Below are 22,579 nucleotides of genomic sequence, written 5' to 3'. Positions count from 1 at the left end.
GCTCTCGGGGCCCGGCCGGGCCTGCGGGGCCGCCGGCGGGTTTGACGGGTTCCATTGTGCCGGGCCACATGTCGGCGGCCCAAAGCGGGTGGCGGGTCTATCGCGTCACAGTGGACGGCCGGGGACGGGCCTGGGAAGTGTCTTCCGGTTGCGCCGAAGGACAGGCCCTAGACGGCCGTCGGGTCCTCGCCGCGGTCCAGCGCCTTCCACAGGTCGGCCGGGGTGTCCGCGCCCTTCACGGCACCCTTGGCCGGGCCCCTGGCCGGGCCCTTCACCGGGGCCTTGCCGGTGGGCGCCTCGTAGCGGCTGCCCATGGCCGGCCAGCCGCGGCCGAAGCGCAGCGTGAGCAGCCCGGCGACGGCGAGCAGCACCCCGCCGACCACCGCCACCCACGGCCAGCCGCTGTGGCCGACCTCCGTGGCCGTCGAGCCGGCCAGGGCGAGCTTGCGGGCCGCCTCGGCGTCCAGCGCGGCGGTGTCGCCGGCGCCGGCCACCGCCGTGGCGGCCACGCCGATCCCGGCGAGCAGGGTCAGCGCGCCGACCGCGAGCCGTCCGGCGCCGCGCACCGCGAACACCGCGATGGCGGCGGCCAGGCCCACCAGGGCCAGCCCGCCGGGCAGTTCGGAGATCCGGCCGCCGCTGACGGACACCTCCAGGGTGCCGGCCCGGCCCTGCGCCCAGTCCCGGCCGACCGCGGTCAGCACCAGGACGGCGCTCAGCACGGTCAGCAGCAGCATCACGCCGAGCGTGCGCCGGCCCGGCCGCGCGGCCGGGGCGGTGTCGGGTACGGGGTTCTGGTCAGCGCTCACCCGTCCACTATCCCCCGGCCGCGTTCTCAGGCCGTACCCGGGGTGGGGCGCTCCACCACGAACCCGTCGGTCTGGAGCACGAGCGTCCGCTCGCCGAGCGGCAGGAAGAGGTCGTTGCCGATCGGCACCCGTTCGGCCTCCCGGTACACCCCGCCCGGCGCCGGCGCGGTGTGCACGGTGCAGACGCCGGCCACCGGGTCGACCACCACGTACAGCGGCAGCCCGGACTCCGCGTACGCGCGCGCCGCCGCGCCGTGGCCGCCGCCCGGGGCGGCCACCTCCAGGACGGCCTCCACGGACGTCCCGTCGTAGCGCCCCCCGGCGCCCCGCGCGGCACCCGGGGCGATCACCGCCAGGTCGGGGGCGAGGCCGCCGGGCGCGGCCCGGAAGTCGATCAGGACCTGCGACAACACCCTTCCGTGGCCCGCCAGTTGGTCCCCGATCTGGACGGCGGCGGCGAGCACGGCCACCCACCGCCGCTCGTCCTGCGGCACCTCGGACATCCCGGCCGCCTCCCTTGCGTACCTGTGGGGCTACGAAAGCTCCGGCGTCCGCAGCGTATTGGCGGTGGCGATCGCCCGCAGCACGGCGGCCGCCTTGTTGCGGCACTCGGTGTCCTCGCCGTGCGGGTCGGAGTCGGCCACCACACCGGCGCCGGCCTGCACGTACGCGGTGCCGTCGCGCAGCACCGCGGTCCGGATCGCGATCGCGGTGTCGGAGTCGCCGGCGAAGTCCAGGTAGCCGACGCAGCCGCCGTACAGGCCCCGGCGGGTGGGCTCCAGCTCCTCGATGATCCGCATCGCCCGGGGCTTGGGCGCGCCCGAGAGGGTGCCGGCCGGGAAGCACGCCGTCAGCACGTCGAAGGCGGTCCGCCCGGGCGCCACCTTGCCGGTGACGGTCGAGACGATGTGCATGACGTGGCTGTAGCGCTCGATGTGCATGAAGTCGACCACCTCGACGCTGCCCGGCTCGCAGACCCGGCCGAGGTCGTTGCGGCCCAGGTCGACCAGCATCAGGTGCTCGGCGCGCTCCTTGGGGTCGGCGAGCAGCTCGGCGGCCAGCGCCGCGTCCTCGTGCGGGCTCGCGCCGCGGTGGCGGGTGCCGGCGATCGGGTGCAGCATCGCCTCGCCGTCGGTGACCTTGACCAGCGCCTCCGGGCTGGAGCCGACCACGTCGAAGCCGCCCTCCGCGCCGCCGTCCGGGCCCGGGAAGCGGAACAGGTACATGTACGGGCTCGGGTTGGTGGTGCGCAGCACCCGGTAGACGTCCAGCGCGGAGGCCGGGCAGGGTGCCTCGAAGCGCTGCGAGGGCACGACCTGGAAGGCCTCGCCGGCCCGGATCCGCTCCTTGATCACGTCCACCGCGGCCCGGTAGGGCGCGCCGCCGAACGGCGAGCGGACGTCGCCGGGGCCGGCCGGGGTGAAGGTGGCGAGCCCGGGGTCGACGGGCCTGAGCAGGTCCGCCTCCATCGCGTCGAGCCGGGCCACCGCGTCCGCGTGGGCCTCGTCGACGCCGCTGGCGAGGTCGTTGTGGTTGACGGCGTTGGCGATCAGCAGCACCGTGCCGTCGACGTGGTCCAGCACGGCGAGGTCGGTGGCGAGCAGCATCGTCAGCTCGGGGAGCCCGAGGTCGTCCGGGTTGAGGTCCGGCAGCTTCTCCAGGCGGCGCACGACGTCGTAGCCGAGGTAGCCGACCAGGCCGCCGGTGAGCGGCGGCAGGCCGTCGTCGGAGTGCCGGGGGGTGTGCAGGGCCTCCAGGGCCGCGCGCAGCACCTCCAGCGGGTCCCCGCCGGTGGGGATGCCGACCGGCGGGGCGCCGAGCCAGCGGGCGTCGCCGTCCGGGCCGACGGTGAGGGTGGCGGCGCTGCGCACGCCGACGAAGGAGTAGCGCGACCAGCTGCGGCCCTGCTCGGCGGACTCCAGCAGGAAGGTGCCGGGCCGCTCGCCGGCCAGGCTGCGGTAGAGGCCGATCGGGGTGAGGCCGTCCGCGAGGAGCCTGCGGGTGACCGGGATGACCCGGGTGTCGACGGCGAGCTTGCGGAAGGCTTCGAGGTCCATGGCGGGCGGCACCTTCAGGGTCGGAGGCTTTGGTGTGGTCAGGCGAGCGGGAGCACGTCGGCGTCGAAGCAGGTGCGGTCGCCGGTGTGGCAGGCGGCACCGGTCTGGTCGACCTTGACCAGCAGGGTGTCGCCGTCGCAGTCGAGCGCCACCGACTTGACCGCCTGGACGTGCCCGGAGGTGTCGCCCTTGACCCAGTACTCGCGGCGGCTGCGGCTCCAGTAGGTGCAGCGGCCGGTGGTGAGCGTGCGGTGCAGCGCCTCGTCGTCCATCCAGCCGAGCATCAGCACCTCGCCGGTGTCGTGCTGCTGCGCGATGGCCGGCAGCAGGCCGTCCTCGGTGCGCTTGAGGCGGGCCGCGATCGCGGGGTCCAGGGCGGTGGTGCCGGGGGCGGCGGGTGTGGTGGACATGGGGACATTGTGTCAGCCCGGCCGGGGCGCCCGGTGCGCCGTCCGCATCGCGGCCGGCGCAGGTCAGCGGGGCCGCTCGCAGCCGGCGGGCCAGATCCGGTGGACGAACAGCCCGGCCTCCTGAGCCAGTGCGGCCACCCGGGCCGGCCCGTTGCCGGGCTCGCCGTCCCACGGTTCTCCGTCCCAGACGGCGATCAGCTCGTCGATCATGCCGACCAGCGCCCGCCCGGTGTCGTCGCCGAGGCCCCCGCGCTCGGCCGCGGCCAGCCGGTGGACGGCGTTCGCCTCGTTCATCAGCTCCAGCCGGGTGGCCCGGTGGTGGTCGTCGGCGCGGCCGACGAGCGGCGCGCTCGCGGGGACGATGATCTCCAGCTTGCCGCCGTGCTCCAGGACGGACCGGGCGAACCAGGTGTCCGGCCCCTCGTCGGCGCAGGTGACGCCGACGAGCTCGTACGAGCCGAAGGTGGTGACCAGCTGCCAGAGGTCGCCGCGGACCAGCATCTCCGTGATGCCGCCCGACAGGCCCTGGTGTCCGGTGATTCCGACGCGCATTCCCAACTCCCGGGATCGTGTCGTGCCGCCCGGGAGCCTACCCAATGGGGGGACGAGTTCGGCCAACCACCTGCCGCGGAGCACCGGTTTGGGCCATCCTCATGGCCATGACCTCCGAGCAGCCGCCGTCCGCAGCCGCCGACCCGCGCCCGTCCCGCGGCCTGGTCCTCACCGTCGCGGCGGTCCTCGTCGCCCTGCTCGCGGTGGTGGCGACCGTCATGCTCTGGCCCGACGACAAGAAGCCGGCCGCCGCACCTCCCCCGCCCACCCCCACGACCACGGCCACCGCGACGCCGGCCCCCACCCCGACGCCCACGCCCACCCCGACCCCCACCCCGCCGTACGCCTTCTTCCCGGTCGGCACCTGCTTCGACCACCCGCAGCTCAGCCCGGCGATCGTCCGGTCCGAGGAACGGCCCTGCACCGGCGAACACGACGGCGAGGTGATCGCCGACCTCAAGCTGCCCGAGGGCCTCACCGGCGACCTCAAGATCAACCTCGCGATCCTCGACGGCTGCAAGGCCGCCGAGACCGCCGCCAAGGCCCGCCAGGGCGACGCCCGCACCTACTACGGCCGCCCGGTCGGCCCGACCATGGCCAACTACCAGCAGGGCTGGCGGGACTACACGTGCGCGCTGACCCTCAGCAACCGCCAGGGCGGCCCCAAGCTCACCGGCCACCTCCGCTGAGCCCACCACGTTCTAAGGTGACGCCATGTCGAACCACGCCCTCGCCGAGCGTCACCGCCTCGCCGAACTCCTGGCCGCCGCCGGGCCGGACGCCCCCACCCTCTGCGCCGGGTGGACCACCCGCGACCTCGCCGCCCACCTGGTGATCCGCGAACGCCGGGCGGACGCGGCCCCCGGCATCCGCGTCGGCGCCCTCGCGGGCTGGACCCACCGGGTGCAGTCGGCCTACGCCGAGCGCCCGTACGACGAGCTGGTCGGCCTCTTCCGCTCCGGCCCGCCGGTGTTCTCCTTCTTCGCGCTCCCCGGCGCGGACGAAGCGGCCAACACCGTCGAGTACTTCGTGCACGCCGAGGACGTCCTGCGAGCGGCCGACGACTGGACCCCCCACCCCGTCCCGCCCGGCCGCGCCGAGGCCCTGTGGCGCCGCCTCCCCCTCCTCGCCCGCTTCGAAGCCGGCCGCCGCTCCCCCGTCCGCCTCGAACTCCACCACCCCGACGGCCGCACCGTCACCGCCGGCCCCACCGGCGCCCCGGTCGTCCGCATCACCGGCGAGCCGGCCGACCTGATCCTCTTCACCTACGGCCGCGGCGCCCGCACGACCCTCACCGTCGACGGCCCCTCGGACGCCGTCGAGGCCCTCCGCCACGCCCTGCCCCTGCCCCCTCGGTAGCGCGCCCGATGATCCACGGTGTTGCCCGCCGACATGCCGGCGGGCAACACCCCGAGCGCACCCGCGCGACGACGACACCCGGCCGCCCGTCCGGAACCGGCCGACCACGTGCGGGAAGTCGACCGCGCCGACTTCCCGCGCACGGGCCGCGGCATCGCCGGGGATGCCCCGTTCGAGGGACCGGCCCGAGCCGCCCCATCCCGTCCCGGCTGCGATTGTCAGTGGCCCGGTGCAGACTCTCAGGTGGCCGGGGAGGGGGCGTGCGCGCGCCTGTCGGAAACCGCTCCGGTCAGTTCTCCGTCGAAGGGGCACCACCTCATGCTCACCACCGACTTCCCCGCCGGTTCGCCCTGCTGGATCGACCTGGGCAGCCCGGACATCCCCGCCACCGCCGAGTTCTACGACAAGGTCTTCGGCTGGACGTTCCAGTCGGCCGGCCCGGAGACGGGCGGCTACGGTTTCCTCCAGCTGGACGGCAAGACCGTCGGCGCCGTCGGCCCGCTCGACGAGGGCGACCAGTCCACCTGGACGACGTACTTCCGCACCCCCGACGTGGACGCCGCCGTCAAGACCGCCGAGCAGGCCGGCGGCACGGTGCTCGTCCCGCCGATGGACGTCATGGGCGAGGGCCGCTTCGCCCAGGTCACCGACCCGCAGGGTGCCCGGTTCGCGCTGTGGGAGGCCGGCAACACCAAGGGCCTGGACGCCGTCTCGACCGACAGGACCATGTGCTGGTCCGAACTGCACACCTCCCACCAGGACGCCGGCTTCGCGTTCTACGAGACCCTGTTCGGCTGGCGGGTGGAGAACTTCGAGCCGTCCCCGGGCATGAGCTACCGGGTGATCTCGACCGCCGAGGGCGACCAGCAGGAGACGAGCTTCGGCGGCATCGCCCCGGTGATGGACGCGGCCCAGCCGTCCGCCTGGACGCCGTACTTCGCCGCCGACGACGTGGACGCGCTGATCGCCAAGGCGACGGCGGCCGGCGGCACGGTGCTGATGCCCGCCGCGGATGTGGAGAACGTCGGCCGGATCGCCTGGCTCGCGGACCCGAACGGCGCCCCCTTCGCGCTGATCAAGGGCGAGCCCCGGCAGTAGCGGCCCAGCCAGCAGGGCCCGCCACCAGGGACGGTGGCGGGCCCTGCTCGACGCGGAGAACGCGTTTCACCGCACCGGGTGCCCGGCCTCCCGCAGCGCGTTCTTGACCTCGCCGATCCGCAGGTCCCCGAAGTGGAAGACGCTCGCCGCGAGCACCGCGTCCGCGCCCGCCTCGACGGCCGGGGCGAAGTCGGCGAGCTTGCCGGCGCCGCCGGAGGCGATCACCGGCACGGAGACGGCCTTGCGCACGGCCCGGATCAGGTCCAGGTCGTAGCCGTCCTTGGTGCCGTCGGCGTCCATCGAGTTGAGTAGGATCTCGCCCGCGCCCAACTCGGCCGCGCGGCCCGCCCATTCGACCGCGTCGAGGCCGGTGCCGCGGCGCCCGCCGTGCGTGGTGACCTCGAAGCCGGACTCGGTCTCGGTGCCGGGAGGGCAGCGCCGGGCGTCGACCGACAGCACCAGCACCTGTCGCCCGAACCGCTGGGCGATCTCCCGCACGAGCTCCGGCCTGGCGATGGCCGCGGTGTTGACGCCCACCTTGTCCGCGCCGGCCCGCAGCAGCTTGTCGACGTCCTCGACGGCGCGGATGCCGCCGCCGACGGTGAGCGGGATGAACACCTGCTCGGCGGTGCGGCGGACCACGTCGTAGGTGGTCTCGCGGTCGCCGGAGGAGGCGGTGATGTCGAGGAAGGTGAGCTCGTCGGCGCCCTCGGCGTCGTAGAGCTTGGCCATCTCGACCGGGTCGCCGGCGTCGCGCAGGTTCTGGAAGTTGACGCCCTTGACCACCCGCCCGGCGTCGACGTCCAGGCAGGGGATGACACGTACTGCAAGGGTCACGGCTGATTGCCTTCCGGGGCTTCCAGGGTCTTTGCCAGCCCGGTGCGGTACGCGTCGATCTCGACCTCGACCATCATCCGGGAGTCGATCAGGCCCTCGACCACCACCATGGTGGCCACCGGGCGGGCGGCGTCGAAGAGCTGACGGTGGGCGCGGCCCACCTCCTCGGCGTCGCGGACGTGGGTGATGTACATCCGGGTGCGGACGACGTCGTCCGCCGTCAGACCGTACGCGGCCAGGGCCGTGAGCCCGACGCCGAACGCGGCGAGCGTCTGCCCGTACGGGTCGCCCTCGTGCTCGATCCGGCCGTCCACCCAGGCGGTGGAGCCGGCCACGTGCACGTGGTCGCCCGCGACGACCGCGCGCGAGTAGCCGAACTCGTCCTCCCAGGGGGAGAATCCGGCGACCCGGCCGCGTACGATCCGACGTTCCGTCATCCTGTAACCGTCTCTTCCGTCATCGGCGGCGTCGGCCTCACCTCGGCCCGACGCCGGCCCGACATCGGCGGCATCAGCCCGAAACCGCCGCCAGGGCCTCTTCGAGGGTGAACTTCTGCTCGTACAGTGCCTTGCCCACGATGGCGCCCTCGACACCCTCGCCGACGAGGCCGGCGATGGCGCGCAGGTCGTCCAGCGAGGAGACGCCGCCGGAGGCGACGACCGGGCGGTCGGTGGCGGCGCAGACGTCGCTCAGCAGCTGGAGGTTGGGGCCGGTGAGGGTGCCGTCGCGGTTGACGTCGGTGACGACGTAGCGGGCGCAGCCCTCCTGGTTCAGGCGGTCCAGGACGTCGAAGAGCTGCCCGCCGTCGCGGGTCCAGCCGCGGCCGCGCAGGGTGGTGCCGACGACGTCGAGGCCGACGGCGATCTTGTCGCCGTGCTCGGCGATGGCCTTGGCAACCCACTCGGGGGCCTCCAGGGCGGCGGTGCCGAGGTTGACGCGGGTGCAGCCGGTGGCGAGGGCGCGGGCGAGCGACTCGTCGTCGCGGATGCCGCCGGACAGCTCGACCTTGATGTCCAGCCGGCCGGTGACCTCGCGCAGCAGCTCGTAGTTGCTCCCGGTCCCGAAGGCGGCGTCCAGGTCGACCAGGTGCAGCCACTCGGCGCCGGCGTTCTGCCAGGCGAGTGCGGCGGCGAGCGGCTCGCCGAAGGAGGTCTCGGTGCCGGAGGCGCCCTTGACCAGACGGACGGCCTGGCCGTCCCGGACATCGACGGCAGGCAGCAGCTCAAGGCTCATCAGTAACAACTCTCAGACGGTCAGAGGGTGTTGACCCAGTTGGTCAGCAGGGCGGCGCCGGCGTCGCCGGACTTCTCGGGGTGGAACTGGGTGGCCCACAGCGGCCCGTTCTCGACGGCCGCGACGAACGGCTGCCCGTGGGTGGCCCAGGTGACGAGCGGGGCGTGGATGCGCGCGCTGTGCGCCTCCAGCTCCCAGTGCCGCACGCCGTAGGAGTGCACGAAGTAGAAGCGGGTCTGCGGGTCGAGGCCGGCGAACATCCGGCTGCCCTCGGGCACGTCCACGGTGTTCCAGCCCATGTGCGGGACGACCGGGGCGTCCAGCGGCTCGACGGTGCCCGGCCACTCGTCGCAGCCGGCCGTCTCCACGCCGTGCTCGACCCCCTTCTCGAAGAGGATCTGCATGCCGACGCAGATGCCCATGACCGGGCGGCCCCCGGCGAGCCGGCGGCCGATGATCCACTCGCCGCGGACCGACTTGAGGCCGCGCATGCACGCCTCGAAGGCGCCGACGCCGGGAACGAGCAGGCCGTCCGCGGCCATCGCCGTGTCGAAGTCGGAGGTCACGGTGACGGTGGCGCCGGTGCGCTCCAGGGCCCGCTGCGCGGAGCGCAGGTTGCCCGATCCGTAGTCGAGGACGACGACGTTCTTGCCCATGTTCAGGTGTCCAGTCTCTCTGCGTACGCGCGCACTACAGGCGCATGGCGCCGGCGGCCAGGCACATCACGGAGCCGATCGCGAGCACCAGGATGACGCCCTTCGGCAGCTTCTGCTTCCAGAACGAGATCACCCCGCCGGCCAGGAAGAGGCCGACGAAGAGGAGAGCCACGGCGGTCTTGCTCACAGTGCACCCTTGGTCGAGGGGAGGATGCCGGCCGCGCGCGGGTCGCGCTCGGAGGCGTAGCGCAGGGCCCGTGCGAGCGCCTTGAACTGGCACTCGACGATGTGGTGCGCGTTGCGACCGTACGGCACGTGGACGTGGAGGGCTATCTGCGCCTGGGCCACGAAGGACTCCAGGATGTGCCGGGTCATCGTGGTGTCGTAGCTGCCGATCATCGGCGCCATGTGCTCCGGCTCGGTGTGCACCAGGTAGGGGCGGCCGGAGAGGTCGACGGTGACCTGGGCGAGCGACTCGTCCAGCGGCACCGTGCAGTTGCCGAAGCGGTAGATGCCGACCTTGTCGCCGAGCGCCTGCTTGAAGGCGGCGCCGAGCGCGAGGGCGGTGTCCTCGATGGTGTGGTGGGTGTCGATGTGCAGGTCGCCGTCGGTCTTGACGGTGAGGTCGAACAGACCGTGGCGACCGAGCTGGTCGAGCATGTGGTCGTAGAACCCGACGCCCGTGGAGATGTCGGTCTTGCCGGTGCCGTCGAGGTCGATCTCGACCAGGACCGAGGTCTCCTTGGTGGTGCGCTCAACGCGTCCGATGCGGGACATACGGGGTTACAGCTCCTTGATCACAGTGCGAACGGCGTCCAGGAAGGCGTCGTTCTCGGCCGGCGTGCCGGCGGTGACGCGCAGCCACCCCGGGACGCCGTTGTCACGGACCAGGACGCCCTGGTCGAGGATGGCCTGCCAGACGGCGTGGGTGTCGGCGAAGCGGCCGAACTGGACGAAGTTGGCGTCCGAGTCGGTCACCTCCAGGCCGAGCCCGCGCAGCGAGTCCACCAGGCGGTCGCGCTCCTCCTTGAGCCGCCCGACGTACCCGAGCAGGGTGTCGGTGTGCTCCAGGCAGGCCAGCGCGGTGGCCTGGGTGACGGCCGACAGGTGGTAGGGCAGGCGGACCAGCTGGACCGCGTCCACCACGGCCGCGTCGGCGGCCAGGTAGCCGAGGCGCAGGCCGGCCGCGCCGAAGGCCTTGGACATGGTGCGGGTGACCACCAGGTTGGGGCGGCCCTCGATGAGCGGCAGCAGCGAGGCGCGGTGCGAGAACTCGACGTAGGCCTCGTCGACGACGACCAGGCTGGGCCGGGCCGCCTGGGCGGCCTCGTACAGGCGCAGCACGACGTCGGCGGCCACCGCGGTGCCCGTGGGGTTGTTCGGCGAGCAGACGAAGACCACCTCGGGCCTGTGCTCGGCGATCGTGGCGACGGCCGCGTCCACGTCGATGGTGAAGTCGTCGTTGCGCGGGCCGGAGATCCACTCGGTGCCGGTGCCCCGGGAGATGAGGGCGTGCATCGAGTAGGACGGCTCGAAGCCGAGCGCGCGGCGGCCGGGGCCGCCGAAGGTCTGGAGGAGTTGCTGGAGCACCTCGTTGGAGCCGTTGGCGGCCCAGACCTGCTCGCGGGCCACCGGGAAGCCGGTGGTGCGGCTCAGGTAGGCCGCGAGCCCCTCGCGCAGCTCGACCGCGTCGCGGTCGGGGTAGCGGTTGAGCCCCCGGGCGGCCTCGGCGACCCGCTCGGCGATCCGGGCGACCAGTTCCTCGGGCAGCGGGTACGGGTTCTCGTTGGTGTTGAGCTGTACCGGCACGTCCAACTGCGGCGCGCCGTAGGGGGACTGGCCCCGCAGCTCGTCCCGGATGGGAAGGTCGTCAATGCGAGTGGTGCGCGTCACGAGCCGGGAACCGTCCAATCGAACCGAGCCTTGATGGCGTCGCCGTGCCCCGGCAGGTCTTCCGCGTCGGCCAGGTTGACGACGTGCGCGGCGATGTCCGCGAGCGCGTCCCGGTCGTACTCGACGACCTGGACGCCGCGCAGGAAGGTCTGCACCGACAGGCCGGACGAGTGGCAGGCGCAGCCGCCGGTGGGCAGGACGTGGTTGGAGCCGGCCGCGTAGTCGCCCAGCGAGACGGGCGTCCAGCGGCCGATGAAGATCGCGCCCGCGTTGCGGACCTTCGCGGCCACCGCGTGCGCGTCCCGGGTCTGGATCTCCAGGTGCTCGGCGGCGTAGGCGTTGACGACGGTCAGGCCCTGCTCCAGGTCGTCGACCAGGATGATGCCGGACTGCCGGCCGCCGAGCGCCTCGGCGACGCGCTCGCCGTGCTTGGTCCGCGCGACCTGCACGGCCAGCTCGGCCTCGACCGCGTCGGCCAGCGCCGGCGAGTCGGTGACCAGCACCGAGCCGGAGGTCGGGCCGTGCTCGGCCTGGCTGATCAGGTCGGCGGCGACGTCGGACGGCAGCGCGCTGTCGTCGGCGAGGACGGCGATCTCGGTCGGGCCGGCCTCGGAGTCGATGCCGATCCGGCCGGCGAAGTAGCGCTTGGCGGCGGCGACGTAGATGTTGCCCGGGCCGGTGACCATGTTCACCGGCGCGCACTCCTCGGTGCCGAGCGCGAACATCGCGACCGCCTGGGCGCCGCCGACGGAGTACACCTCGTCCACGCCGAGCAGCGCGCAGGCCGCCAGGATCGTCGGGTGCACCCGGCCGCCGAACTCCTTCTGCGGCGGCGAGGTGACGGCGATGCCCCGGACGCCCGCCTCCTGGGCCGGCACGACGTTCATCACGACGGACGACGGGTACACCGCCAGCCCGCCCGGCACGTACAGCCCGACCCGGTCCACCGGCACCCAGCGCTGGGTGACGGTGCCGCCCGGCACCACCTGCGTGGTGTGCCCGGTGCGGCGCTGGTCCGCGTGCACGGCCCGGGCGCGGCGGATCGACTCCTCCAGCGCGGCGCGCACCTTCGGGTCCAGCGTCTCCAGGGCCTCGGTGAGCTGCTCGGCCGGGACACGGGTCGACTCCAGCCGGACGCCGTCGAAGCGCTCGGTGATCTCGATCAGCGCCGCGACCCCGCGATGGTGCACGTCCTCGGCGATCGGCCGCACCTTCTCCAGGGCGGCCGCCACGTCGAACTCGGCACGGGGCAGCAGGTCACGCGGGTCGTCCAGCGAGCCGCGGAGGTCGATTCGAGAGATCACGCCACCCAGTGTAAGGAGTGGCCGAAACCACTGGTCCCGCATTTCACTCCGTGATACGAAAGGCGAGACGACCGGGGGGACGGGGGAAAGCATGGCGGAGCGCGCGCCGGAGGACTGGACCGACACGGAAAAGGAACTCTGGGAGGCCTTCCGCCAGGGGGACGTCTTCGACCGCCGGGCCCGGAAATCAGCCGAGGACGACCCCTACGGCGACGCCGAATGGGGCTCCGAGCGCACCGTCCGCGCCGAGGTCCTGGCCCGCCTGCTGCTGGCCGGCCCCACCGCCGCCCCGGGCCGGGTCTCCTCCCTGCGGATGAACGGCGTCAACGTCACCGGCGCGCTCAACCTCGCCGGCGGCCGGATCAACCAGTACGTCGAGCTGTACGGCTGCCGCTTCGAGCACAAGGTCCTGATGTCCGAGGCCGAGGCCAGCACCGTCCGGATGGTCGACTGCCTGATACCCCGCCTGGAGGCCTCCCGGCTGGCCACCACCGGCGACCTCCACCTCGCGCGCTGCCGCATACCGGAGGGCGTCCGGCTCACCGACGCCAAGATCGGCACCGACCTGCTGCTCAACGTGACCCGCCTCGGCTCCGACCGCTACGGACGCGCGCTCTCCGCCGACGGCATGACCGTCCACCAGGACTTCGAGGCCGACCGGATCGAGGTCCACGGCGAGCTCAGCCTGCGCACCGCCCGCATCGGCGGCCGGCTCTCGCTGCGCGGCGCCCAGCTCCACGCCGTCCCGGACAACCGGATCTGCCTCAACGCCGTCCGGATCACCGTCGGCCACACCGCCTACCTCACCAGCTCCGCCGACGGCGGCTGGTTCGGCTCCCGCGGCTACTACGGCTCCGGCTACGGCCAGACCGCGCCGGCCGGCGCCCCCAGCACCCCGTTCCGCGCCCACGGCCAGGTGCGGCTGTCCGACGCCCGCTTCGACGGCGCCTGCCTGATCTCGGGCGAGTTCCACCTGGACGGCGACGACGAGCTCTCGCTGCGCCGCATCCACACCCCCGAACTGCGCTTCACCTGCCGCATGCGGCCCACCGGCCCGGTCTCGCTCTCCCGCGCCCGGGTCGGCAACCTCGTCGACACCCCGGACGCCTGGCCGCTCGGCAAGCACCTCGGCCTCACCGGCTTCACCTACGAGGTCCTGCGCCCGGCCGCGCCGTTCACCGTCCAGCAGCGCATCGCCTGGCTGGAGGGCTCCACCGTCGACTTCCAGCCCGAGTCCTACGAGCAGCTCGCCGCGGCCATGCGCCGCGACGGCGCCGACGACGACGCCCGCGAGGTGCTCTACGCCAAGCAGCGCCGCCGCCGCGAGACGCTCCCGCTGCCCGCCCGGATCTGGGGCACCGTCCAGGACGTCAGCGTCGGTTACGGATTCCGCCCCGGCCGCGCCGCCCTGTGGCTGCTCCTCGCCTGGGCCCTCGGCAGCGTGTTCTTCGCCACCCACCCGCTCAACCCGCTGAAGGCCGACGAGCGCCCGAACTGGAACCCGGTGCTGTACACGCTCAACCAGCTCCTGCCGATCGTCGACCTCAACCAGGGCGCGTGGAACCCCGGCGGCCTCGCCCAGTGGGTCTCCGCCGGCCTCGTCGTGGTCGGCTGGCTGCTCGCCACCACCGTCGTCGCGGGCGCCACGCGGATGCTCCAGCGCGGGTGAGCCGGACTCCGGCGCGGCCGACCGCGACGAACCCCGTGACAAACCCCGCGACAAGGCCGGGGCCCGGGGAACTACGCTGTCGGCCGTGACAGAACGGCTGCCGCTCTTCCCGCTGAACACCGTGCTCTACCCGGGCCTCGTGCTGCCCCTGAACGTCTTCGAGGAGCGCTACCGCCGTCTCGTCGCCGACCTGCTCGAACAGCCGGAGGACGAGCCGCGCCGCTTCGGCGTGCTCGCGATCAAGGACGGCCGCGAGGTCGCCCCGGTCCGCCCCGACGAGGGCCCGGCGGGCCCGCTGGACGGCCTCGGCACGTTCACCGGGGACGCCCTGGAGGCGATCCACCGCGTCGGCTGCGTCGCCGACGTCGCCTCCGTCCAGGACCAGCCCGACGGCCGGTACGAGCTCCTGGTCACCGGCACCACCCGGTTCCTGCTGCGCGACGTGGACGCCTCCGGTCCGTACCTGACCGGTGAGATCGAGCCGATCGAGGAGCGGCCCGGCGAGGGCTCCGGCGCCCTCGCCGCCGAGGTCGAGCGGGCGTTCCGCGCCTACCAGAAGCGGCTGGCCGGCGCCCGCGAGGCCAGCACCGTCGGCCACCAGGAGCTCCCCGACGACCCGCAGGTGCTCTCCTACCTGGTCGCCGCCGCCTCGGTGTTCGAGACGCCGGTCAAGCAGCGGCTGCTGGCCTGCCCCGACACCGCCCAGCGGCTGCGCACCGAACTCGACCTGCTGCGCCGCGAGACGGCCGTGCTCAGCTGGCTGCCGTCGCTGCCCGCGGTGGACCTGACCCGCCAGTCGTTCAGCCCCAACTGACCTCCGCCGAACCCCGTGTGACCCGAGGAGCTCCCGTGGCCAGGAAGCCGAAGAAGGGCGGCCAGGGCACCCCGGCCACCGTCGCCCTGGAGACCGCCGCCGTCCCGTTCACCGTGCACTCCTACGAGCACGACCCGGCCGCCGCCTCCTACGGCGGCGAGGCCGCCGAGGCCATGGGCGTCCCCGCCGAACGGGTCTTCAAGACCCTGGTCGCCGACGTGGACGGCGTCCTGACCGTCGGCGTGGTCCCGGTCGCCGGCCAGCTCGACCTCAAGGCGCTGGCCGCCGCCGTGGGCGGCAAGCGCGCCGCCATGGCCGACCCGGCCGCCGCCGAACGCAGCAGCGGCTACGTCCGCGGCGGCATCTCCCCGCTGGGCCAGCGCCGCCCGCTGCGGACGGTCGTCGACGAGGGCGCGATGACGCACCCGACGATCTACGTGTCGGCGGGCCGCAGGGGCCTGGAAGTGGAACTGGCCCCGACCGACCTGATCACCCTGACCAAGGCGACGACCGCCCCCATCGCCCGCTGAGGCGGCCTGGAAGAGCCGCTACCCGAGACCCGGCCGCCGGCCGTCAGCCCCGCCCTGCTCCCCCGCCGGCCCGTCCTTCACGTCCGGCCCCGCGTGCCCGTCCAGCCCGGCCTGCCCGACCGGCCCCTCCAGCGGAGGCTGCCCGTACGGCCCCGCCCAGTACGGCGGCGGGTCCTCCTCGCGCTTGCCGAACGCCGCCGACAGCAGGAGCAGCAGCACCATCGCCGCCATCGGCCAGGCCAGCAGGGCGCCGTGCGCCCCCAGGTCGATGTCCGCGTAGAAGCGTCCCCCGTTGCCGACCCGCCGGGCCTCCCCGATCAGGTCGTGGCTGGGTCCGAACGACCGCCCGAGCCGCCAGGCGCCGAGCGAGCCGAGCAGCCCGCCGACGGCCAGCCCCACCGCGACCGAGATGCCCCCGCCGCGGCGGCGCGTGACGAGGAAGGCCCCGAGCGCCGTGACGATCCCCATGCCGAGCCCGACGAGCACGAACACCGCGTCGGCCCCGGCGCGCTGCTCGCCCTCGGGGTCGGCGTACAGGATCCGGTCCCCGTCGACGACCAGCGGCACCTTGGGCGCCAGCCAGGCCCACAGCCCGGCCATGGCGAGCCCGAGGACCGCGCACACGACCACCGTCGCGGCACCGATCCGCAGCTCCGACATCAGCCGGTCCACCGGCGAGCTCTCGGCCTTGGAGACGCCCCCGATCCCCTCCGGGAGCGGCGGCAGCCCGGCGACGTCGTGGGTCTGCGGCGGCGCGAACGGGTTGGCGTCCGGCACCGCGGGCACGTCGTCGCGGGTGGGATCCGGAGGTGTGTTCGGTACGGTCACGGACCCCATCGTTTCACGATCGCGCCCCGGAGGGACCGCCGCCCGGGTGCCGCGGCCGTGCGCCCTACCGGGAGACGGCCCGCCGGTACGCCCAGGTGGCGATCGCCAGCGACACGACGCCCACCCCCGCGCAGACCGCGAGGTCCCCCGCGACCAGCGCCCAGTCCGGGTCGGCCGTGAACGTACGGGCGAAGGCCTCCACGCCGTACGTGGACGGCAGCAGGTCGCGCAGCCACAGCACCGGCTGCGGCAGGTGGTCCACCGGCAGGACGCCGAGCAGCAGCGCCGCGGACATCCCGAGCTGCCCGAGCATGGTGGCGATCTCCTGCCGCGGCGCGAGCAGCCCGCAGGCCGCACCGAGCCCGGACAGCGCGGCCCCGGCGAGCGGCACCACCGCGAGCAGCACCCACAGCTGGCCGAGCGGCAGCCCGAACATGACCGCGCCCACCGCCGCCGTCACCACCGTGCCGGGCAGCGTGAACGACGCGTACGCCCCGGCCGCGCCCAGCACCACGGAGGCCGCCGGCACCGGCAGCGTCGCGTAGTGGTCGAGGCCGCCGGTGGCCCGCAGCTTCCCGAAGTACTGCGCGAGCAGGTTGAGCGCGACGAACGCCACCACCAGCACGCTGGACCCGGCGACCACCGACCGCGCGGCCGAGTTCTGCCCGGGGTCGACGACGCCCCGCATCATCACGAGGATGCCGAGGGACTGGAACGTCGCCACGAACAGCAGCGGGATCCGCGCCACCCGGGCGCGGGCGAGCTGTGCCCGGTAGACGGCCGCGAGCGCGGGCAGCAGCCGCGCCGCGGGGGCGAGCGGGGCGGGCGCGGGGCCCGGGTCGGCGGCGGTCCGGGGCGGCACCGAGAGCAGCGTCACTTGGCCAGTCCTCCGTGGCGGCCGCCCAGCTTGAGGTAGGCGTCCTCAAGGCTCGGCGTGGCGAGGGTGAAGTCGTCGAGGGCGGCGAAGGCCGGGCCGGTGGTGACGGCGGCGACGAGTTCGCGGGCCTGCTCGGGGCTGGTGCGCACGGTCCAGCGGCGGCCGGTGCGCTCGGCCCGTTCGGCGAGCTCGGCGACGGCCGGCACCCCGACCGGGGCCTCGTCCCGCCACACCAGGTCGAGCCGGACGTCGCCGTCCACGAGGGCCTTGAGCCCGCCCGGCGTGTCGCAGGCGATGACCCGTCCCTCGTCGACCACGGCGACCCGGTCGAGGACGGTCTCCGCCTCGATGACGTTGTGGGTGACGAGCAGCACGGTGGTGCCGCGCTCGGCCCGGCGCCGGTCGACGGCGGCCCAGACGGCGCGGCGGGCGACGGGGTCCATCCCGGTGGTGGGCTCGTCGAGCACCAGCAGCGGCCGCTCCCCCACCAGCGCGGCGCCGAAGCACGCGAGGCGGCGCTGCCCGCCGGAGAGCTTGGCGAGCGGCCGGCCGGCGATCGGCTCCAGCCCCAGTTCGGTCAGCACCTCGCCGGCCTCGGCCCGGGCCTGCGCCCGGCTGAGCCCGCGCAGCCGTCCGGTGGTCTCGGCGGCGAGCGCGACGGTCAGTTCGTCGAGGGCGGTGGACTCCTGCCCGAGGTACCCGAGCAGGCGGGCGGCCAGCTCGGGGTGGCGCACGACGTCGTGCCCGAAGAGTTCGATCGAGCCGGAGTCGGGGCGCAGCAGCCCGCAGAGCTGGCGCACGAGAGTGGACTTGCCGGCGCCGTTGGGCCCGAGCAGCCCGAAGATCTCACCCGTCCGGACGGTCAGCGTGATCCCGTCGTTGGCCCGGATGCCGGTGGCCGCGGAGCCGCGTCCGGCGCGGTAGGTCTTCACCAGGTCGCGGACGGCACAGCACGGCAGGCCGCCCCTGGGTGCTCGCCCTGCCGCCGTCTCGTTCACGACGGACGACTTTACGCGCTCACACGGGCGAACCGGACAAGGGGGCCCGTCGGGCCTGCCTGCGGACTCCCGCCCGCCGTGCGACGCCCGGGACCGGCCGCGCCCTCAGTCGTCGACGACCATCGACCCGCCCGGCACCCGGGACGCGAGCTCCTTCCAGAACCCGGCCCGGATCGCGTACCTGTCGTGCTCGTCGATCTGGTCGTCCTTGTGCGCGAGCAGCCCGAACCGGGCCGCGTAGCGCAGGAGTTCGCCGTCGACGCGGTGCGGGATGCGCGGGTAGTCGGGCCACAGCACGGTGAGCCGCTCGACGTCGCCGAGGCGCTCGCTCCAGCGGCGGGCGAAGACCTGCCCGACCTCGTGGGCGTCGCCGCCGATGGAGGTGATGTCCTCCTCGCGGTCGGCCCAGCGCTGTTCGGCGGTGGTGAGCTGGGCGAGCGTCGGCAGGCTGTCGCCGGCGGTGACGGCGGGCTCGGGGGCGGGCCGGTCGACCCAGCCGCGGTCGGAGGACCAGCGCAGCACCGGGCCGGTGTGGGCGGCGCTGCCGTTCGCGGTGGCGACGGGCGCGGCGGCGGTGCGCCCGGCGAGGTCCTTGGGGGTGGGCACGACCTTGAGCGCGGTGGCCGGCTGCGGCCGCCCGTTGGTGGCGGCGGGGGCGACGGGCGCGGGCGCGCCGGCGGCCGGGCGGACCGGTACGGGCCCGGTGGGCGGCACGGCGGCCGGGGGTGCGGCGGGCGGTGCGGCGAGGATCTTGGCGATCTCCTGCCGGGGGCCCTGGCCGGGGGCGGGGAAGACGTTCGCGGTCTCGCGGAGGCTGAACGAGTTCTCGATCCACTCGCGGTCGAGGACCCGCCGTTCGTCCGCCTCGCCGACGAGGTCCTCGGACTGGTTGAAGTCGCCGTCGGCGGCCTGGAGGGCCCACAGGTGGACGACGACGCCGTGCTCCTTGGCGGACATCATGCCGGGCAGGAGGTCCCCGTCGCCGGTGATCAGCACGACGTCGGCGCAGGCCCGGTTGCGGGCGAGCTCGGAGAGCTCCGCGTGCATGGCGGCGTCCACGCCCTTCTGCACCCAGCGGCCCTCCGCGCGGGTGAGGGCGCCGAGCCGGACGGTCACCCGGGGCAGGACCCGCAGCCGCCGGTGTTCGGGCATCGGGCGCCGGTCGGGGGCGGCGTCGAACCAGTAGATCCGCAGCAGTGGGAGCCCGGTCTCGGCCTCGGCGCGTTCGCGCAGCGCGGTGATCAGCGCGGTGTGGTCGACGGTGACCCGGGAGCGGGACGGGTCGCCGGCGAGCAGGCTGGCGGCGGCGCCCAGCAGGTATCCGGCATCCACCAGAACGACACAGCGATCCATCGCGCACCTCTTTCCGCTCGCCCTCGGGTCAGGCCAGGTGGGCGCGGTCCGCCCGGGGAACGGACGCGGTGGGTGAGGGGGCTTCCGCGACCGCCCGATCGTTGGCTCACCTTTTCCCCATGGTTCGCGCGCCGAACCCCGGGGGACGTCGCGGTCGCGCAACGGCCCTCCCAATAGAAAGCAAAGGCGGGCCCCGTTCAACGACGGGGCCCGCCAAACGTCACGCGGGCTGCGCTTTCGGGGTCCCGGCCCTACGGCTCGCAGGCGTCCCGGCCCTTCGGCTCGCCCGGGTCTCAGCCCTTCAGCTCGGCGGCGACCAGCTCGGCCAGCTGGACGGCGTTGAGCGCGGCGCCCTTGCGCAGGTTGTCGTTGGAGACGAACAGCGACAGCCCGTGCTCCACCGTCTCGTCGGCCCGGATGCGGCCGACGTAGCTCGGGTCCCGACCGGCGGCCTGGAGCGGGGTGGGGATGTCGGACAGCTCGACACCCGGGGCGGCGGCGAGCAGCTCGGCGGCGCGCTCGGGGCTGATCGGACGCTCGAAGCGGGCGTTGATCTGCAGCGAGTGGCCGGAGAAGACCGGAACGCGCACGCAGGTGCCGGCCACCTTGAGCTCGGGGATGCCGAGGATCTTGCGGCTCTCGTGGCGGAGCTTCTGCTCCTCGTCGGTCTCGTTGGAGCCGTCGTCGACGATGGAGCCGGCGAGCGGCACCACGTTGAACGCGATCGGCCGCTGGTAGACCTTGGGCTCGGGGAACTCGACGGCCGAGCCGTCGTGGGCGAGCGCCGAGGCGCCGTCGACGACCTTGGCGGCCTGGTCCTGCAGCTCGGCCACGCCGGCCACGCCGCTGCCGGACACGGCCTGGTAGGTGGAGACGACGAGGGCGGCGAGCCCGGCCTCCTCGTGCAGCGGGCGCAGCACGGGCATGGCGGCCATGGTGGTGCAGTTCGGGTTGGCGATGATGCCCTTGGGCCGGTCGGCGACGGCCTCCGGGTTGACCTCGGAGACGACCAGCGGGACCTCGGGGTCGCGGCGCCAGGCGGAGGAGTTGTCGATGACGACCGCGCCGGCCGCGGCGACCTTGGGGGCGAGGGCCTTGGAGGTGCTGCCGCCGGCCGAGAAGATCACGATGTCCAGGCCGCTGTAGTCGGCCGTGGCCGCGTCCTCGACGGTGACCTCGGTGCCCTGCCACGGCAGCGTGCGGCCGGCCGAGCGGGCCGAGGCGAACAGCCGCAGCTGCTCCACCGGAAAGTTGCGCTCCGCCAGGATCTCGCGGACCACGCCGCCGACCTGGCCGGTGGCCCCGACAATACCGATCTTCATTCCGACTGACTCCTCTGCATGGTGCTTTCACAGCCGCACTCTGCCCATCATGCCTTGTCACGCGGCGAGGGCGACCTGGTATTCCACGGTGTGAGAGAGGGCTGGGACCCGGTCTAGTGGTCCAGACCACTCGCGAGAACGAGCGCCACGTCCACCTGCGCCCGCCCGGCCGGCAGCAGCGGCAGCCGCACGTCCGGGGTGGGGATCCGGCCCTGCGCGTGCAGGACACCCTTCACCACGGTCGGGTTCGGCTCGGCGAAGACGGCCAGCGCCAGCCCGGTCAGGCGGTGCCCGAGCGCGCGGGCGCGCTCCACGTCCCCGGCCCGCCAGGCCTCGGCCAGCTCGACGAAGCGGCCGGTCGCCAGGTGGGCGGCGGCGAGGATGCCGCCGGCCGCACCGAGGGCCAGCATCGACGACACGAAGGCGTCCTCCCCCGAGAGCACCGCGAACCCCTCGGGACCGGCGGCGAGCAGCTCGACCGCCGCCTGGTCCAGCCCGCCGGTCGCGTACTTGACGCCCACCACGCCGTCCAGCGCGGCGAGTTCGCGCAGCGCGGCGGCCGACAGCTGCTGTCCGGTCCGGTACGGGATGTGGTAGACGACCAGCGGCAGCGGGCTCGCCTCCGCGAGCGCCCGGAAGTGCGCCACCGTCCCCGCCTCGCCCGGCCGCAGGAACGCCGGGACGGTGACGAGCGCGGCCGCGGCCCGCGGCACCCGGGCACCGAGCTCGGCCAGCGCCTCCGCCGTGGCCCGGGTGTCGCCGCCGTGCGCGCCGACGATCAGCTGCGCGCCGCGCGCGGCACACACGGCGGCGCACGCGTCGATCACCGCCCGCCGCTCCTCGGCGCCCAGCGCGGCGGGCTCACCGGTCGTACCGAGGGCGACCAGCCCGGCCGCACCGGCGTCGAGCACCTCGTGCGCGAGCTTCTCCAGGGCGTCCAGCGCGACGGAGCCGTCGGCGGCGAAGGGAGTGATCAGGGGGACGTAGATACCCGCGAGTTCCATGCGACCGATCCTGCGCCGCGCCGATCACCCAGGTCCAGTTCACATTTCCGACGCTTCTCGTAAGCTGAGCCGATGCTCGACGTCCGACGCCTGCGCCTGCTGCGCGAACTGGCCCACCTCGGCACCATCGCCGCCGTCGCCGAGGCGCTCTCCTTCAGCCCTTCGGCGGTGTCCCAGCAGCTGTCCGTCCTGGAGAAGGAGGCCGGCGTCCCGCTGCTGGAGCGCACCGGCCGCCGGGTCGCCCTCACCCCGGCCGCGCTGGGCCTGGTCCGGCACGCCGAGGCGGTGCTGGCCCGGCTGGAGCAGGCGGACGCCGAACTCGCCCACGCCCGCCGGGGCCTGGCCGGACCGCTGCGGATCGGCACCTACCCCTCGGCGGCCCGCGCGATCATCCCGGCCGTCCTCGCCGAACTGGCCGGCTGGCACCCGGGCCTGGAGCCGATGGTCACCGAGGTCGACCCGGCGGGCGTCGGCGCGGCGCTGCGCGCGGGCGAGCTCGACGTCGCCCTGGTCCACGAGTACGACCTCGTCCCGGCCGACGCCGAGCCCGGCCTCGCGGTGACCCGCCCGGTGTTCACCGAGCCGATGTACCTGGCCGCGCGTGCCCCGGGCACGGTGGCCGAGCAGCGCTCCGCGCCCTGGATCCTGGCCCCGCGCGGCACGCTCTGCCACAGCATGGCCGTGCGCGCCTGCGAGGCCGCCGGCTTCGCGCCGCGGGTCCGGCACCAGATCGACGACTTCACGACCGTCCTGGCCCTGGTCGCCGCCGGCCAGGGCGTCGCCCTCGTCCCCCACCTGGGCACCGCCGCGCCCCCGCCCGGCGTGGTCCTCACCCGCCTGCCCATGTACCGCCGCACCCGCGCCGCCTTCCGGGCCGGCGCCGGCTCCCACCCGGCGATCTCCGCCTTCGTCTCGGCCCTCCACACCTCGGTCCCCCCGGGCCTCGGCGGCACCGTCTGAGGATCCCGGCCTTCAA

General features: G+C 74.3%; 26 protein-coding genes. 7 read left to right on the top strand and 19 right to left on the bottom strand.

From position 1 onward, the window contains the following. Positions 1-167: 167 nt before the first annotated feature. From ACFVSN_RS21370 to ACFVSN_RS21350, 5 genes are all read right to left on the bottom strand, one after another. The gene (locus tag ACFVSN_RS21370; protein WP_387956393.1) at positions 168-809 is read right to left on the bottom strand and encodes a TIGR02234 family membrane protein; all 642 of its coding nucleotides are present in this window, start codon (positions 807-809) and stop codon (positions 168-170) included. Positions 810-835: 26 nt separating this feature from the next. Continuing rightward, a complete protein-coding gene (locus tag ACFVSN_RS21365; RefSeq protein ID WP_380492824.1) occupies positions 836-1,312 on the bottom strand; it encodes a Uma2 family endonuclease in 477 nt (158 codons plus the stop codon). 30 nt (positions 1,313-1,342) lie between these two features. Continuing rightward, complete coding sequence (locus ACFVSN_RS21360; protein WP_380440540.1) at positions 1,343-2,866, bottom strand: anthranilate synthase component I; 1,524 nt, start codon at positions 2,864-2,866, stop codon at positions 1,343-1,345. 38 nt (positions 2,867-2,904) lie between these two features. After that, entirely contained in the window at positions 2,905-3,276 is a 372-nt protein-coding gene (gene hisI / locus ACFVSN_RS21355; protein ID WP_329928306.1) for a phosphoribosyl-AMP cyclohydrolase, read from the bottom strand. 63 nt (positions 3,277-3,339) lie between these two features. After that, positions 3,340-3,828 (bottom strand): hypothetical protein, encoded by a 489-nt coding sequence (locus ACFVSN_RS21350; RefSeq protein WP_380440542.1) that lies wholly within the window; start codon positions 3,826-3,828, stop codon positions 3,340-3,342. A gap of 107 nt (positions 3,829-3,935) precedes the next feature. Here ACFVSN_RS21350 and ACFVSN_RS21345 point away from each other — a divergent pair, with 107 nt between their 5' ends. From ACFVSN_RS21345 to ACFVSN_RS21335, 3 genes are all read left to right on the top strand, one after another. After that, positions 3,936-4,517, top strand: coding sequence for a hypothetical protein (locus ACFVSN_RS21345; protein ID WP_387956392.1), 582 nt, complete (start codon positions 3,936-3,938; stop codon positions 4,515-4,517). A 25-nt stretch (positions 4,518-4,542) separates the two neighbouring features. Then, positions 4,543-5,187, top strand: coding sequence for a TIGR03085 family metal-binding protein (locus ACFVSN_RS21340; protein WP_387956391.1), 645 nt, complete (start codon positions 4,543-4,545; stop codon positions 5,185-5,187). Between the two features lie 318 nt (positions 5,188-5,505). Continuing rightward, complete coding sequence (locus ACFVSN_RS21335) at positions 5,506-6,285, top strand: VOC family protein (protein ID WP_387956390.1); 780 nt, start codon at positions 5,506-5,508, stop codon at positions 6,283-6,285. 66 nt (positions 6,286-6,351) lie between these two features. Here ACFVSN_RS21335 and hisF read toward each other — a convergent pair whose 3' ends face one another. From hisF to hisD, 8 genes are all read right to left on the bottom strand, one after another. Further along, the gene (gene hisF / locus ACFVSN_RS21330) at positions 6,352-7,122 is read right to left on the bottom strand and encodes an imidazole glycerol phosphate synthase subunit HisF (RefSeq protein WP_380440548.1); all 771 of its coding nucleotides are present in this window, start codon (positions 7,120-7,122) and stop codon (positions 6,352-6,354) included. Beyond that, positions 7,119-7,559, bottom strand: a complete 441-nt coding sequence (locus tag ACFVSN_RS21325; protein WP_380440550.1) for a RidA family protein — start codon at positions 7,557-7,559, stop codon at positions 7,119-7,121. The genes hisF and ACFVSN_RS21325 overlap by 4 nt, the downstream gene beginning before the upstream one ends. Positions 7,560-7,632: 73 nt before the next feature. After that, positions 7,633-8,358, bottom strand: coding sequence for a bifunctional 1-(5-phosphoribosyl)-5-((5-phosphoribosylamino)methylideneamino)imidazole-4-carboxamide isomerase/phosphoribosylanthranilate isomerase PriA (priA, locus tag ACFVSN_RS21320; protein ID WP_380440604.1), 726 nt, complete (start codon positions 8,356-8,358; stop codon positions 7,633-7,635). A 17-nt stretch (positions 8,359-8,375) separates the two neighbouring features. Next, positions 8,376-9,011, bottom strand: a complete 636-nt coding sequence (gene hisH / locus ACFVSN_RS21315; RefSeq protein WP_380440552.1) for an imidazole glycerol phosphate synthase subunit HisH — start codon at positions 9,009-9,011, stop codon at positions 8,376-8,378. Positions 9,012-9,045: 34 nt separating this feature from the next. Next, positions 9,046-9,198: a hypothetical protein gene (locus ACFVSN_RS21310; RefSeq protein ID WP_329928313.1), complete on the bottom strand. Its 153-nt coding sequence runs from the start codon at positions 9,196-9,198 to the stop codon at positions 9,046-9,048. After that, the gene (hisB, locus tag ACFVSN_RS21305) at positions 9,195-9,788 is read right to left on the bottom strand and encodes an imidazoleglycerol-phosphate dehydratase HisB (RefSeq protein ID WP_359963098.1); all 594 of its coding nucleotides are present in this window, start codon (positions 9,786-9,788) and stop codon (positions 9,195-9,197) included. Before hisB ends, ACFVSN_RS21310 begins: the two co-directional genes overlap by 4 nt. A 6-nt stretch (positions 9,789-9,794) precedes the next feature. Next, positions 9,795-10,904 (bottom strand): histidinol-phosphate transaminase, encoded by a 1,110-nt coding sequence (locus ACFVSN_RS21300; RefSeq protein WP_387956389.1) that lies wholly within the window; start codon positions 10,902-10,904, stop codon positions 9,795-9,797. Further along, entirely contained in the window at positions 10,901-12,208 is a 1,308-nt protein-coding gene (gene hisD, locus ACFVSN_RS21295) for a histidinol dehydrogenase (protein ID WP_380492839.1), read from the bottom strand. Before hisD ends, ACFVSN_RS21300 begins: the two co-directional genes overlap by 4 nt. 91 nt (positions 12,209-12,299) lie before the next feature. Between hisD and ACFVSN_RS21290 the strand changes: the two genes are divergently transcribed. The 3 genes from ACFVSN_RS21290 to ybaK all read left to right on the top strand — a co-directional run bounded on the left by ACFVSN_RS21290 (position 12,300) and on the right by ybaK (position 15,221). Next, positions 12,300-13,877: an oxidoreductase gene (locus tag ACFVSN_RS21290; protein WP_380440558.1), complete on the top strand. Its 1,578-nt coding sequence runs from the start codon at positions 12,300-12,302 to the stop codon at positions 13,875-13,877. A gap of 85 nt (positions 13,878-13,962) precedes the next feature. Further along, positions 13,963-14,691, top strand: a complete 729-nt coding sequence (locus ACFVSN_RS21285) for an LON peptidase substrate-binding domain-containing protein (RefSeq protein ID WP_380492841.1) — start codon at positions 13,963-13,965, stop codon at positions 14,689-14,691. Positions 14,692-14,726: 35 nt separating this feature from the next. Continuing rightward, positions 14,727-15,221 carry a Cys-tRNA(Pro) deacylase gene (gene ybaK, locus ACFVSN_RS21280; RefSeq protein ID WP_387601213.1) on the top strand — a complete coding sequence of 165 codons (495 nt, stop codon included), beginning with the start codon at positions 14,727-14,729 and terminating at the stop codon, positions 15,219-15,221. Between the two features lie 18 nt (positions 15,222-15,239). Here the strand turns inward: ybaK and ACFVSN_RS21275 are convergent, their stop codons facing one another. The 6 genes from ACFVSN_RS21275 to ACFVSN_RS21250 all read right to left on the bottom strand — a co-directional run bounded on the left by ACFVSN_RS21275 (position 15,240) and on the right by ACFVSN_RS21250 (position 21,603). Beyond that, the gene (locus ACFVSN_RS21275; protein WP_380440564.1) at positions 15,240-16,049 is read right to left on the bottom strand and encodes a hypothetical protein; all 810 of its coding nucleotides are present in this window, start codon (positions 16,047-16,049) and stop codon (positions 15,240-15,242) included. Positions 16,050-16,113: 64 nt separating this feature from the next. Beyond that, positions 16,114-16,926, bottom strand: coding sequence for an ABC transporter permease (locus tag ACFVSN_RS21270; RefSeq protein ID WP_380440566.1), 813 nt, complete (start codon positions 16,924-16,926; stop codon positions 16,114-16,116). After that, the gene (locus ACFVSN_RS21265; protein WP_380440568.1) at positions 16,923-17,924 is read right to left on the bottom strand and encodes an ABC transporter ATP-binding protein; all 1,002 of its coding nucleotides are present in this window, start codon (positions 17,922-17,924) and stop codon (positions 16,923-16,925) included. The genes ACFVSN_RS21270 and ACFVSN_RS21265 overlap by 4 nt, the downstream gene beginning before the upstream one ends. A gap of 105 nt (positions 17,925-18,029) precedes the next feature. Next, positions 18,030-19,277 (bottom strand): NYN domain-containing protein, encoded by a 1,248-nt coding sequence (locus ACFVSN_RS21260; protein WP_380440570.1) that lies wholly within the window; start codon positions 19,275-19,277, stop codon positions 18,030-18,032. A gap of 293 nt (positions 19,278-19,570) precedes the next feature. Then, positions 19,571-20,599 carry an aspartate-semialdehyde dehydrogenase gene (locus ACFVSN_RS21255; protein WP_380501058.1) on the bottom strand — a complete coding sequence of 343 codons (1,029 nt, stop codon included), beginning with the start codon at positions 20,597-20,599 and terminating at the stop codon, positions 19,571-19,573. 113 nt (positions 20,600-20,712) lie between these two features. Further along, the gene (locus tag ACFVSN_RS21250; RefSeq protein WP_387601219.1) at positions 20,713-21,603 is read right to left on the bottom strand and encodes a dihydrodipicolinate synthase family protein; all 891 of its coding nucleotides are present in this window, start codon (positions 21,601-21,603) and stop codon (positions 20,713-20,715) included. 72 nt (positions 21,604-21,675) lie between these two features. On the opposite strand from ACFVSN_RS21250, the gene ACFVSN_RS21245 reads away from it, so the two are divergent. After that, positions 21,676-22,563 (top strand): LysR substrate-binding domain-containing protein, encoded by an 888-nt coding sequence (locus tag ACFVSN_RS21245; RefSeq protein WP_380492852.1) that lies wholly within the window; start codon positions 21,676-21,678, stop codon positions 22,561-22,563. The last annotated feature ends 16 nt before the right edge of the window (positions 22,564-22,579 follow it).

Source organism: Kitasatospora sp. NPDC057904 (assembly GCF_042887925.1).
In the GTDB taxonomy this organism is placed as follows: domain Bacteria; phylum Actinomycetota; class Actinomycetes; order Streptomycetales; family Streptomycetaceae; genus Kitasatospora.
This window is presented reverse-complemented; position numbering and strand designations above follow the sequence as displayed.